The sequence below is a fragment of the Acidovorax sp. PRC11 genome, assembly GCF_031844105.1.
In the GTDB taxonomy this organism is placed as follows: domain Bacteria; phylum Pseudomonadota; class Gammaproteobacteria; order Burkholderiales; family Burkholderiaceae_C; genus Paracidovorax.
Genome location: NZ_JAUZUQ010000011.1, coordinates 165,153 through 178,189 on the forward strand (window position 1 = coordinate 165,153; position 13,037 = coordinate 178,189).

Annotated in this window: 11 protein-coding genes and 1 pseudogene; 4 read left to right on the plus strand and 8 right to left on the minus strand. The window is 63.6% G+C overall.

What is annotated here, in order from left to right:
* Positions 1-26: 26 nt before the first annotated feature.
* From Q9R47_RS14570 to Q9R47_RS14580, 3 genes are all read right to left on the minus strand, one after another.
* Positions 27-2,711: an AAA family ATPase gene (locus tag Q9R47_RS14570; protein ID WP_311233913.1), complete on the minus strand. Its 2,685-nt coding sequence runs from the start codon at positions 2,709-2,711 to the stop codon at positions 27-29.
* Positions 2,708-3,832, minus strand: coding sequence for a DNA repair exonuclease (locus tag Q9R47_RS14575; protein ID WP_311233914.1), 1,125 nt, complete (start codon positions 3,830-3,832; stop codon positions 2,708-2,710). Before Q9R47_RS14575 ends, Q9R47_RS14570 begins: the two co-directional genes overlap by 4 nt.
* Positions 3,833-4,107: 275 nt before the next feature.
* Positions 4,108-4,992 (minus strand): 2-dehydropantoate 2-reductase, encoded by an 885-nt coding sequence (locus tag Q9R47_RS14580; RefSeq protein ID WP_311233929.1) that lies wholly within the window; start codon positions 4,990-4,992, stop codon positions 4,108-4,110.
* 433 nt (positions 4,993-5,425) lie between these two features.
* Here Q9R47_RS14580 and Q9R47_RS14585 point away from each other — a divergent pair, with 433 nt between their 5' ends.
* The 4 genes from Q9R47_RS14585 to Q9R47_RS14600 all read left to right on the plus strand — a co-directional run bounded on the left by Q9R47_RS14585 (position 5,426) and on the right by Q9R47_RS14600 (position 7,957).
* A complete protein-coding gene (locus Q9R47_RS14585) occupies positions 5,426-6,373 on the plus strand; it encodes a hypothetical protein (protein ID WP_311233915.1) in 948 nt (315 codons plus the stop codon).
* 24 nt (positions 6,374-6,397) lie between these two features.
* Positions 6,398-6,895: a hypothetical protein gene (locus Q9R47_RS14590; protein WP_311233916.1), complete on the plus strand. Its 498-nt coding sequence runs from the start codon at positions 6,398-6,400 to the stop codon at positions 6,893-6,895.
* A 64-nt stretch (positions 6,896-6,959) separates the two neighbouring features.
* A complete protein-coding gene (locus Q9R47_RS14595) occupies positions 6,960-7,457 on the plus strand; it encodes a hypothetical protein (protein ID WP_311233917.1) in 498 nt (165 codons plus the stop codon).
* Positions 7,458-7,468: 11 nt separating this feature from the next.
* Positions 7,469-7,957, plus strand: a complete 489-nt coding sequence (locus Q9R47_RS14600) for a hypothetical protein (protein ID WP_311233918.1) — start codon at positions 7,469-7,471, stop codon at positions 7,955-7,957.
* A gap of 57 nt (positions 7,958-8,014) precedes the next feature.
* Here Q9R47_RS14600 and Q9R47_RS14605 read toward each other — a convergent pair whose 3' ends face one another.
* From Q9R47_RS14605 to Q9R47_RS14625, 5 genes and pseudogenes are all read right to left on the minus strand, one after another.
* Entirely contained in the window at positions 8,015-9,673 is a 1,659-nt protein-coding gene (locus Q9R47_RS14605) for a methyl-accepting chemotaxis protein (RefSeq protein ID WP_311233919.1), read from the minus strand.
* Between the two features lie 702 nt (positions 9,674-10,375).
* Entirely contained in the window at positions 10,376-11,278 is a 903-nt protein-coding gene (locus Q9R47_RS14610) for a methylenetetrahydrofolate reductase (RefSeq protein ID WP_003056080.1), read from the minus strand.
* Between the two features lie 91 nt (positions 11,279-11,369).
* Positions 11,370-12,038, minus strand: coding sequence for an epoxyqueuosine reductase QueH (locus tag Q9R47_RS14615; RefSeq protein ID WP_003056085.1), 669 nt, complete (start codon positions 12,036-12,038; stop codon positions 11,370-11,372).
* A pseudogene (locus tag Q9R47_RS14620) lies at positions 12,035-12,505 on the minus strand (LysR substrate-binding domain-containing protein); the annotation flags it as partial. The gene Q9R47_RS14615 and the pseudogene Q9R47_RS14620, both read right to left, overlap by 4 nt.
* A gap of 70 nt (positions 12,506-12,575) precedes the next feature.
* A partial coding sequence (locus tag Q9R47_RS14625) for an IS3 family transposase (protein ID WP_311233920.1) occupies positions 12,576-13,037 on the minus strand: 462 nt, incomplete at its 5' end.

Sequence of the window (13,037 nt, forward strand, 5' to 3'; positions counted from 1 at the left end):
GGATTTGTCTCAGCTGCAGTTGAGCGCTACTGGGAGGCGGATAGGCCATCGGCGCCTGCCCCGGAGCCAGTTACCTGCGACAGCTCGCGCGCGGCGACACCCAGGTCTTGCCACGCGTGTGGATGGCAGCTGAAGACGAGGATTTGGTGCCTGTTCGCGGCGTCGTAGAGCACGCGCTTCATCTGATCTAAGCGATGCTTGTCGGTGTGAACTAGCGCGTCGTCGAGGATAAGCAGGGTGGGCTTGCCTGCCTCTTGCAGCAGGTCCGCGTACGCAAGGCGCGCGACGACTCCCATCTGCTCGCGAGCGCCTACGCTGAGCTCCTCGAACTCGCCGATCTCCGCGCCGTTGGTACCGACCCGGGTGATGCGACCGGGCGATAGGTCTTCGCCTACTTCGATGCTCGCGCCCGGGAACAAGATCTGAAGATAGTGGTTCAGGTGTCGCTGAAGCGGTGCACGCAGGCGTCGCGCCAGCGTGGCGCGCTTCTCGGTGAGCAGTTTGAGTAGGTGGCTTAGTGCTTTGGCGCGTCGCTCAAGTTCGGTGCTCCGTCGCCCGACTTGGTCGAGTTCGCCCAGTTTGTCGGCGGCTGCCTCCTCCAACCCCAAGGCTCCCTTGGCCTCTAGATCCGCTTCAAGCCGGATGATCTCGCTCGCACGCTGGCCATGCGCGGCCTCTAACGTTCTGGCACTTCGGTCGAGGCGCTCAACATCCTGCTGTAGGACCGTCACGTTGAGCGTGCGCAGCTGCTCCGCAAGCCCGTCCACGGCCGCCCGGATCGTGGTCTCGTGCGCGAGTGCATCGGTCAGGGCACGGCTGGCGGTGGTCTTCTTTTCGGCGCGAAACGGGTCGCTGAGTGTGGCCATGGCCGCGGACAGTTCATCTCGTGCAGCGCCGACTCGGGCCTTTGCTTCGTTGGCGGCAAGCTTTGCCTCGTTCATTCGGGATGTCGCATCGTCCAGGGTGGACCGTGCCGCAGCCTCGTCCGATTCCGCTTGCGATATGGACACGCTGACCGCCTCAGCACCGACCGCCGCCGCCAAGGTCTCCAGCGTTTGCTTGGCCTCGGTCAGCTTGGTCGTCAGCGCCACCACTTCCACCTCTAGCGCAGCCAGACCCGTTGGAGCATGCGCTTCGACAACGGATTTCGCTGCTTTGGCTTCGGCCACGCGCTGTCCGTGCTGTCGCTCCCGTTCCTCCGCAGCAGACAAGTTCGCAACACCCAGGCGCTGCAGCAGCTCGGACCAAGCATCACGCCTTTGATCTCGGTCCGCAATCAGGCTTTGCAGATCCTCTCCGCCCGGCAGCACCGTGATGCGCCCGATCCCCTCAATGTCGATGCCCGTGCGCGCAACCACGGTCAACCGGTCGGACGCATTTACCTTGGCACCGGCAACCAGCACCTTCGCGCCGGGCTCGAGCTCGAACTCCAATGCCGTAGATACCGCGTCCAGCCTGGCTTGAGCGGTGCGCAGGCTGTCCGTGACCTCTCGCAGACGCTTGAGGTCGGCGCTGGGCACGGCAAGCGACAGTGCCTCGGCTTCCAACCGAATCAGCTCCTGTTGCTGGAGCTGAGCCTGGCTGAGGCTGCGCTGCAAGGCCTGTAACTGCGTCGTGAGTTCGTCGACTGACCTTGCCTGGGCCTGCCACGCCGCTACTCGGCGCGCCGCCGCTAGCTTGTCGCGCGCGTTCTTGCTCGCGATTAAGGCCTGTGCGTAGCGCGGCTCCCAGGCTTGAAGCTGGCCCAGGGCCTGCGTCAGCTTACCCTGCGCCGCCTCCAGGTTCGCCTCGCGCTGGGTCACCGCTTCCTCGTCCCGCTCCATGAGTTGAAGTTGCCGCCTCTGGGCGATGACCTGCGTCTCGACCTGCTTGAGCAGCAGTTCCTGAGCAGCCCGCTTGTCAGCCAGTCCCATTGCTTCGTTTACCTTGACTTGAGCCTGAGTGAGCTGCTCGCGCAGGGCCAGCCAAGGCCGCGCTTCATCGTCTCGCCCATGATCGCGACGTAAAGTCGTCAGGCGGTCGACAGTGGCCCGGTACGCGTCAATCTCCTCGCGCAGGGTCTCGAGTTCGCCTTGCAGCAAGGCGCGGCGCTTGATCGCCTCCGCGTACGCCCCGCGGGGAGCCTCGGTGGACGGCGTCAGCAACTGGTTGCGCTCGGTATCTACGGCCTTGATAACGTTGTCGCCGTTCGTGGCGGCCAACTCGCCCAGAGAGTCCCCCAATGCATTGCGCAGATGGTCGCTCGCGAAACTAACAGCTTTGGCAATCTCGTGCGAGGTGCCCTGTTTGATCCAGAGCAGTCCAGGGATGCCCATGTGTTCAGGCGAGCTAGCGCCCTTGCCCGCGAAGCTGAATCCCAGCAAATCGCCGAGGTGATCCTCTGCCTCAGCACCATCCAGGACCTTTCCGTTGATGGTCAATTGGCATCGCTTTTTGCCGAGGAACGCCTTGATCAGCCGCGCAGACTTACCGCCAAGCTCGAACTCGATCTCTACCGAGGGCGTCGCGGAGCTATCGCTCCAAGGACGCAAACCGCTTACCGAGCTGGACTTGTGCCGCTCGAAAAAGGCTGCCCGAATAGCTTCGGCTACCGTAGATTTGCCCGACTCATTCGGGGCGACGAACAGATTCAGTCCGTCGGCGAAGTCGTTCAGCTCCAAGGGTGCCCGAAAGCGCTTAAAGTTCTCGATTCGCAGCCGCTTGAGCTTCATACGCTGGCTCCTCGCCCAGCGGCTTGGTCGTCCAGGATTCGCGCCAGCGCTAGTAGCGCGTCTCGCGCGAGTTCATTCTCTGCGCCGGCTTGCTGCTCGCGAAGGTCTTGAAGCGCCTCGCCCACGAAACCGTCGGCCTGCAGTGCTTGAATGTCCGCCTCAGTGGGCTCAAGCCTGAGGGCCGCTGCATCCCATAGGACTGCCCTCGCCCTGGCGCGCGCTTCGCCGAGCGAGGCAGTCAGTTTGCGGTGTCCAGCCAGGTTGCAGGTCCCAGAAAGCTTCATGTGAAGGACATCATTGCCGCACACCGCGTCCAGCGTCCGCACCACCTCGTCGACGTCCGTATCAACGGTCAATTGCTGCTCAATTTGACGCCAGCTGAACTTGCCGGTGGGCACGGTGGTAACAACCGGTTCGGGCGCATCCGCCTCGATGGCAACTAGCAGCGCTTGACCCGACTCGTTGGCCTTGAACCGGTCCGACTCCGGCGTGCCGGCGTACCAAGTCTTGCCGTCCACCCGCTTGGTGCCGTGCCAATCTCCCAAAGCCAGATAGGCCAATCCGGAGGACTGTGCACGGCCCGACGCGATTGGATTGGCGGAGTCCACGTCCTCGGAAAGGATCCCTTGCACGCTGCCATGCGCTAGTCCAACTCGAGGCAGATCATCTGCATGGGCGTGCGTCGCAAACCACTCGGTGAGGTCTGCGTAGGTATGGCGCTGGGTCAGCGGTGCAGGCAGCAATGTGAACTTGCCGGCTATCACAACAGGCTTAGGTTCCAGGCATACGGTGACGTTGCTAGGAATTGCTCCCAGGCGCTGCGCCCGGCTCCAGACCGACTCGGCTAGCGCCGCGTCGTGGTTGCCTGGCAACAGGACCCAAGTGCCAGTGAAGCCTTGCATGGCATTGAAGAGCCGCCTGATGGTCTTTTCGGCTACCGTCTGCGCGTCAAACACGTCGCCTGCGACCAAGACGGCATCAACACACCGATCGGTCGCGATTCCGGCCAATCGCTCCACTACGGCAAAACGAGCCTCGAACAGCGCTGCCGCGTCGTCAGGCTCGAACTGCGCAAACACCCGGCCGATCTGCCAATCAGCTGTATGCAAAATTGAGATCAAGTCAGCACTCCCCTATGTTTTGCTTTGTAGGAGCTCTCCCGAGGCGGCAACCTAGTCTGCCTGCTGACGGGTGCTCCAACGTTTGATACATAAATCCAGCACCATGCTTCTCAACCGGCCCTTCGCTCGCGGAGTCGAGCGGTTGCGCCAAGCTTGATTCAGTCTCGGCTTCCGCGGGGCGACGGCTTCGCAGCGCCGACAGCCAGCCGCGTGCTCCACCGCAAGCGGCCGCTCTTCTCCTAAAGCAGCAGCTCAAAGTGGTTCCCCCATACTCCTCAATCCCTCTTCGTCTCGATCACCTTCACCAACACCCACAGCGCCCGATTCACCGGCGTCGCCACCCCCACCGCCTTGCCCCGCGCCACCACATACCCATTGAGGTGATCGATCTCGCTCGGCTTGCCCCGCGCCAGGTCCTGCGCGGTGGACGACATCTGCCCCGGCATCGTGGCCGCAATACGGTTCACCGCCGCCCCCACGTCGCCCGGAATCTGGATGCCGTCCGCTTCCGCCACGGCCAGGCATTCGGCCACCACGTCGGCGATCACGTCCGCCACGCCGGGCGTCTGCACCAGCCGGCCGTAGGGCTGCTGCGCAATCGCGGAGATCGCGTTGTATGCACAGTTGAGCACCAGCTTGGCCCAGAGCGCGCCGCGCACGTTGTCTGAAATCTCCGTGGCGATGCCGGCGGCGCTGAACTGCTGCGCCACCGTGGCGCTGCGAGGCGAGGGCGCGATCACCAGTTCGCCGCGCCCGTGGTGGCGCACATGGCCGGGGCCGGCCATTTCGGTGGCCACATAGACCACGGCGGCGGCGACGGGATGGGCATCACCCAGCACGCCGCGCACGCGCTCGTCGTTGTCCACGCCGTTCTGCAGCGTGAGCACCAGCGCCCCGGGCGCGAGGTGTGGCTGGATCTGGCGGGCAGCGTCTTCGGTGTCGGTGGATTTCACGCAGAACATCACCACGTCCGCACCGCGCACCGCGGCGGGATCGGTGTCGGCCGCCATGGGAACCTGTTCGTCGAGCGTGGCGGTCTGCAGGCGCAGACCGTTCGCGCGGATGGCCTCGACGTGCGCGGGCCGGCCGATCAGCGTGACCGCATGGCCGGCGCGCGCGAGCAGGGCGCCGAAGTAGCAGCCGACGGCGCCGGCGCCCATCACGGCGATGCGCAGGGGCGGGGCTGCGGGATCGCCGCGGGTGGTGGCTTCGTCAGCGGCGCCAGCGCGAGCGCCTGAGCCAGACGGCGACGCGGGCGTGCCTCCGGCAGGGGCATCCGATGGTGATGCGGTCATGCAGTGGTCTCTCCTCTCTGCCGAGCATCGTACGCCCGACCGCTGCTGCCGCGTCCAGGGGTTTGCGCGATAGGTGATGCGGAGCGGTGGTTGCTGCTCGGTCGCAGCTGCAAGGCGCACCACGCCCTTCCTCTCTGCCCTCGGCGAAGGTATCGCGCGGCGTCCGCTGTTCCGTTCGGCGGAACGATTGGCAAACACCCACGGTTTTCAAACGCATTGTTTCAACATGGTTGAGCTGGCGTGCCGCTTCGCAGCTAGCATCCGCCCCATCAAAAACGCGACAGTAAAGGGAGGAACCATGAGCGCGGAGTTGGCGGCGACGTTTTTCACCATGGGCTATGCCCAGTCTGTGGCCCAGTCCATGGAAAAGAACCGGGTGGACGTATTGGTGCTTACGCAGGGCCAGTACATGGGCATCCTGCAGGACAAGGCCCGCAACAACCCGGCGCTGGAATTCAGCCTGCGCAAGATCCTCGCCAGTTCGACGTTCGGCCAGTATTGGCAGCACACCTTCAGCCCCAATGCCAGCGAGCCTTGGGTAGGGCCCGCAGCACAGGGCGCCAATGATGCGATCGCCATCATCCGTACGCTGAATGCAATCGGCATGTCGGGCATCACCAGCTACGTGAAAACGACCGCGACCGGCACCTACATCATCATCAAGGGCTACTCGGCGCGCCGCAGCGCGGCACTGCAGGGCACGCGCTACCTCGCCACGCACCCGAAGATGATCCAGTTGGGCTTGGGCATGAAGAGCCTGCAGGGCATCGCCAAGGGCGGATTCATCCTGGGCGTGGTCGTCTCCAGCGGTATCGAGTTGATGGACTTCATGTTCAACAACGAGAAGACCATGTATGACCTGGTGGGTGGGATCGGGGTGGAGGCGGTGAAGGGTGGGCTGGGGGCGCTGGTGGCTTATTCTGCGGCTGCTGCTTTCAGTGGCGTCACGACAATCGCCGTAGCGCCCTTGGTTGTCATGGCCGTGGTCGCAGTGGTTGCCGGTATCGGACTCAATCACCTGGACAGCCGATTCGGTGTGAAAGGCAAGGTGATTGCTGGCCTCAAGATGGTTCCGGAGCAGGCTTCGCAAGGCTTGTACTACATCGACACACGATCCCAAGCGTGGTTGGACGATGTTCGATCTGCGATGGAGCAAAGAAAAGAAGAACTGAGCCGCTCCATCGAGCGTGGCATGAAGGAGTGGCTCTGCCGAATAAGCTGCGTGCTCCATCACGGGCCTCACTGACCTGATCACATCGCCAAGTCATCCATGCACGACATCCATCAAATCCGAAAGCTTATTCGGTGGGGCATTCCGCTGTATCTCGGGCTCGTGGCAGGCGCGTTGCTGATGACCCGCAATGCCTTGGTGCCCATGGTTCACGACATCCTGTCGAAGGCGCCTGTAGTGCGGATCACGCCGGGGATGCACCTCATGCCGTGCGTCGTCGCTTTCGGCTCACTGGCAATCGTCGTCATGGTGATGCGGGCGATCCCTTGCCGCCCCAGCCTCATCAAGAAGTTTGAGCTTGCGGCCAATTTGGCGGTCGCAGCCAGCGCCATTGCGCTCCTGCTGGTCCCCGTTGTCGCCATCGTCCAGCGCTACTACATGCCCAGCATCGGCTACACCCAATGTCACGTCCTGCAGGGCCAGCCCACGCTGTGGTTCACGGACTGGGTTCGCGATCCGGCATGGTGCGTGAAGGGCAAGAGCCCGGATTGGTTGAACGAGCAGGCGCAGCGGTCCATGTCGCTCGCGCCTCTGTGAACGGTCAAATGGCGCTTGGTGTGCCAGAACAGGTATAGGACTCGATCACCCCAATCTGCCCTCCATGCGTGACGTTGCCGGAATTCGAAAAACGCTGATCTGGGGTATCCCGCTCTACCTGGCCTTGGCCACAGGTTCGATCCTGATGGTCGCCTACATCATGGTTCCGACGATGGAGGGGATTGCCGAACGCGCCCCAGTAGTTCGCATCGGACCAGCCGTGCTGGTAGCGCCATTTGTCGCTGCGTTTTGTCTCCTCGGCGGCGTCGTCGCTTCCATGCGCGCGATTCCCTGTAGCGACCGCATCATCAAGCCTTTCGAGCGTGCGTTCATCGCCACAGTGCTTGCGGGTGTAGTGGCGATGCTGTTGATCCCGGTCACCGCTGCGTTGGCACGCTCTCAGATGCCCAGCATCGGCTACACGCAATGCCATGCCCTCCAGGGCCAGCCCACGCTGTGGTTCACGGACTGGGTTCGCGATCCTGCGTGGTGCGTCAAGGGCAAGAGCCTGGATTGGGTGAACGAGCAGGCGAGGTTGTCCGTGGCGCGCCCAATTCCTTGAGTCGCGCTGCCATGCACGACATCCAGCAAATCCGTAAATCACTGCTTTGGGGCATACCTCTCTGCGTTCTCGTCGGTGCGGGGTGCCTATGGCTCGGCTTCGAAGCCGTGATACGAACGATCCAGCAGATCGCCGCTGGAGCAGCGGGCGTCCGGATTGCACCTGCCGCGCAATTGGCACCCTTCGTCGCTGTTCTGTGCATCCTCGGCATCGTTGTCGGGGCCATGCGGGCGATACCTTTGAGCGACGGGTTGATCCGGCGGGCCGAGCGTGCTTTCAACATCACGGTCGCAGCCAGCGCCATCGCATTTCTGCTGGTGCCGGTGACCTCCATCGCCCAGCATTACTACATGCCCAGCATCGGCTACACGCAATGCCATGTCCTGCACGGTCAGCCCATGCGGGGGTTCACGGACTGGGTGCGCGATCCGGCATGGTGCGTCAAGGGCAAGAGCCTGGAATGGGTGAACGAGCAGGCGCCGCGCGCGCCGCCGCCATGAGGCCGCCGAAGTGATTCCGTAGCGGGCGGGGCACAGCGCCCCCGGCCCCCGGGCCCCTCACGCCGCAGCCAGCAGCAGCCCGTCCGTGGCACCCGCGTTGCCGCGCCGTGGCGAGGCCAGTGCGTTGGCGCCGCCCGCCGCATCCGCGCCCGCGCCCGAGGGCAGCTGGAACTGCGACACGGCACGCAGCAGCGCTTCCGCCTGGAATTTCAAGCTGTCGGCGGCCGCGGCGCTTTCCTCGACGAGCGCGGCGTTCTGCTGCGTGACCTGGTCCAGCTGCTGCACGGCGTCGCCCACCTGGCCGATGCCGGTGGATTGTTCCGCGCTGGCGGCGCTGATTTCCGCGACCAGCGTGGAGACCTGCGCGACCTGGGTCACGATGTCCTGCATGGTGCGGCCGGCCTGGGACACGAGTTCGCTGCCTGCGTTCACGCGCGAGACGCTGTTGTCGATCAGGGCCTTGATCTCGCCGGCGGCCTGCGCGCTGCGCTGCGCCAGGCTGCGCACTTCGGCGGCCACCACGGCGAAGCCGCGCCCCTGTTCGCCCGCGCGGGCGGCCTCCACCGCGGCATTGAGCGCGAGGATGTTGGTCTGGAACGCGATGCCGTTGATGGTGGCGATGATGTCGGCCATGCGGTCCGAGCCCTGGCGGATCGAATCCATGGTGCGCACCACGTCCTGCACCACCGCGCCGCCCCGCGCCGCGACGGACGAGGCGCCCGACACCAGCTGGTGGGCCCGGCGGGCCGATTCGGCGTTCTGCTGCACGGTGGAGGTCAGCTCCTCCATCGAGGCCGCGGTTTCTTCCAGATTGCTGGCCTGCTCCTCGGTGCGCTGGCTCAGGTCGGCATTGCCGTTGGCGATCTGCACGGTGCCCGTGGCGATGGAGTCGGCGCCCGCGCGCACGTCGCCCACGATGCGCACCAGGCTGTCGTTCATGCGGGACAGGGCCGAGAGCAACTGGCCCACTTCGTCGCGCCGGCCCGTGGCGATGCGCGCAGTCAGGTCGCCGCCGGCCACGGCCTCGGCCACCTGCACGGCGGTGTGCAGCGGGCGGGTGATGGAGCGGGCGATGAGCCAGCACAGCGCCACGGCCATCGCGGCGGCCAGCGCGCCGATGGCGATCACGGTGAGGCGGCCCTGGCTCACCTGGGCGTCCGCCCGGTCGCTGTCCTCGGCCATCACCCTCTGCTGGTGCTCGGACAGGCGATTGACGGCCTCCAGGTACTTCTGCTGAACGGGCCGCAGTCCGGTCTCCAGCAGGTCCCGGGCTTCCGCGGAGTGGTTCTCGCCCATCAGTTGCAGCAGCCGGTCCAGCTCACGCACGTAGTCGGCGCGCGCCGCCTGGCTGGCCTTCAGCATCTCGACGCCCGAGGGAGAGCGCACCAGCTGGGCAACCTGCGAGAACAGGGTGTCGACGGTGTTCCGGCTTTCCTGGATGCGGCGGATTTCCTGCGCGCGGGCTTCCGGGCTGTCGAAGATCAGCATGTTGCGCGTGTAGCGGGACTGGGCCTCCGTTTCGTTGCCGATCTGCGTCAGCAGCTTGACCTTGGGGTAGGCGTCGCGCGTGACCTTGGTCAGTGCGCGGTTCACGTCGCCCAGCGCGCCGAGCGACAGGCCGGCCAGCAGCGCCAGCGCGGCGATCACCACGAGAAAGGCCAGGCCGATGCGGTAGCCGATCCGCAGGTTGCCGAAGAAGGAAGTGGTTTCGCTCATGCGGGATGCACCGGTAGGTGGACGGAAACGGGCGGGTCTTGCGGCCTCTGCCCGCAGGGGGCGCCCGGTGGACCGCGCCGAGCCGGTCCTACTGTCGAGCAGGCCTGTCGATCTTATTGGCTGCAGGTGCAAATGATCGATCGATGCGAAAAAACGGTGGAATTGACACGGCAGTGTGGCGTAATTGCACAATCCGATCGGCCATGAAAAATGTCCGCTGTCAAGTCTTTGATGTAGACGGACAGTTCCGTAAAAGGTCTTATGGAATAACAGGTTAGTCCATATTTTGGTCGCTACGCATCCTTGCTGATTTGCGAGCTAGGTGCCACATAGGCGCTTTGCAGTGGCAAACGTAAGGATGTCTCAGCGAGCAAAGTCGCATCATCAAAGTTTCGGTCTATCACCATCTTCCTACAGAAGGCAGTTCGAGAAGGGCGTTTATCGTGTTTGCCCCCCCAATCTGCCAATCGATAGCTCGCACCGTCGAAGCCGATGATGCGGGCGATCCATTTCGATGTGGCATTTGCGCCTGCGTCCGGTGATGTTGGCCGCGTGTGTCCTGTGCCAATGGGATCGCGCCCATGGGGCGCTTGCGCAACGCGAAGGCTGAGGCGGGCGGTAGGATGCTCTCGAAGCGTTCGCCCCAACGAGGTCTGCTTCTATGGGGCATGCCAGTGCAAGCGACTGCTGGAGGCGCAGTAATCACATGGGAGCCGTGTCGATGGGTTGTTCAGGCTCGGCACGCGAGCAGTACTGCTCTACCCACTTCACGGACTGAGCGATGCCTCCGAATGGAAAGAAATGCAGGCTCACCTTTCCATGTGCTTCGGTCAGGCGGGTGGTCAGACGATCCACAAAGAGATCCGGGCCTGCTATGCCGAACAGCTTGCTGATCGAGATGCCGTACTTGGACAACATCGACGCGCATGCGCTAACGCCACACAAGGCGGCATAGCGCGCCAGCACCGCCACGCCTGCAGGGCCCGGCACGCCCACGCGTACGGGATGTTCGACGCCACGCCCGCGCAGGGCTTCCAGCCAGGCCAGCACGATGTCGGCATCGAAGGCAAATTGCGTGACGATCAAGGGCGCCATGCCGCGCCCTTCGATGCAGCGACACTTGTGTTCGAGCACTTTCCAACGATCAGATGTGCTCATGACCGGATGGCCCTCGGGATGGCCACCCACGCCGACCATCTGAATGCCCGAGCGCTCGAACACGCCTGATTCGATCAGTGAGGAGCTGTCGGCAAACGGCCCCAGCGGGGTGGACGGATCTCCAGCGATCACGAAGCAACGCTTGACGCCGGCTTCCGCGACCGCGCGCTGGATGAACGACTCCAGTTTTGCGAACGAGGCGATACGGCGTGCAGCGAGGTGAGGCATGGGCTCAAAGCCGAGTCCGCGAACGGCCTGCGCTGCGGCCAGTCGCGCGTCGTTGTCCTGGTTCGCCAGGTAGGGAATGGAAATGGTTGACCCGGGCAATACACGCGGCGCCGCTGCGGTCAGCGCAGAGATATCCTTCGCGTTGACCTCTAACGAATAGGCGTCGGTGATGTTGCCGATGGGCTTGGACTTGTCGGAATGAAGCAAGGGGCTTGCCATATCTGGCGACTGTTGGGAGAGTTCCGACCCGCCAGCGCTGATCGGGTCGGTTGGAAGCCATGGAGCGGCATCGCTCACCCGGCAGGGCGCGTCAATCTTTGGGGGGCTGTTCGTCACCGTAGAACGTCACGCCGAGCTGGATGCGCTCGCGGCCGCTTTCCACGCGGTGGCGGTTCGTGTCGCGCAGCGAGTAGACGCAGCCGCAGTATTCCTGTTGGTAGAAGTTCTCGCGCTTGCTGATCTCGATCATGCGCGCCGAGCCGCCGCCCTTGCGCCAGTTGTATTCCCAGTACATCAGGCCAGAGTACTTGGCCGCCGCACGCACGCCGCAGTCATTGATCTGCTGCATGTTCTTCCAGCGCGAGATGCCCAGGGAACTGGTGATCACCGGAAAGCCGTGCTCATGCGCATACAGCGCCGTGCGCTCGAAACGCATGTCGAAGCACATGGTGCAGCGCACGCCGCGTTCGGGCTCGTGCTCCATGCCCTTGGCGCGCTCGAACCAGTTGTCCCGGTCGTAGTCCGCATCGACGAAGGGCACGCCGAACTGCTCCGCGAAGCGGATGTTCTCGTTCTTGCGCAGCTCGTATTCCTTGAGCGGATGAATGTTGGGGTTGTAGAAAAAGATGGTGTAGTCAATGCCCGAGGCCAGCATGGCCTCCATGACCTCGCCTGAGCACGGCGCGCAGCACGAATGCAGCAGCACCTTGTCGTGGCCTCCGGGCAGCGCAAGCGCTTTGCGTTCGACGGTGGTGTTCATCCCTTGGCTCCTTGGGCAATAGCGGTGGTGGCAGTTGCAGGCTGGCGGGCCAGTTCGACGAAGGCCCGCACGTAGTCAATGGCGGTATCCGCCTCGCGTGCGCCCAGGAAGATCTGCTTGGCAATACCGCGCGCGCCCAGCCGCACAGGCACCACGTCCATCCTGGCCGCATATTCCTCGACCAGCCAGCGCGGCAGCGCGGCGACACCGCGGCCGCTGGCCACCATCTGCACCATGATGTCGGTGGTTTCGATGGCTTTGTGGCGCTTGGGCGTCACGCCGGCCGGCAACAGGAACTGGCTGTAGATGTCCAGGCGTTCGATGTCCACGGGGTAACTGATGAGCACTTCCCGGGTCAGCTGCTGGGGCTTCACGTAGGCCGTAGAAGCCAGGGGGTGGTCTTTGGCCACGACCAGCACCTGCTCGTAGTCGAACACGGGTTCGAACTTCAGCCCCGGCTTGAACAGCGTGTTGATTTCCACCCAGAAGTGACCCACTAGCCCCCGGTGGGGGTGCGGATAAAAACTTGGACTGGTTTTATGCGGCTAGGCCAAGTTTGTGCCGGTATTCCACAGGACTTAAACGTCCCAGAGATACCTTGATACGTTTTTCGTTGTACCAACGAATGTACGCATCGACAGCTTCAATGAACTGCTCAATCGTTGTTGATTGCCAGTTGTTGGGATAGAACAGCTCCATCTTTAGCCTTCCAAAAAAGCCTTCGCACGCAGCGTTGTCTGGTGAGCACCCTTTGCGAGACATCGAGCGAGTCAACTTTGCATCATGGACCCTCGAGAGCCAGCCTGGCCAGCGGTAGTGAGCTCCACGATCAGAATGAATCACAGGGCGGCTCTCGCTGCCTTGAACAGCATCAATGGCCGCATCCAGCATTGTGTTGACGAGATGTGCGTTGGGATGAGTCCCAATCGACCAGCTCACCACCAGCCCGTCAAAGCAATCAATGACTGGCGACAGGTAAACCTTGCCAGCAGGAATCTG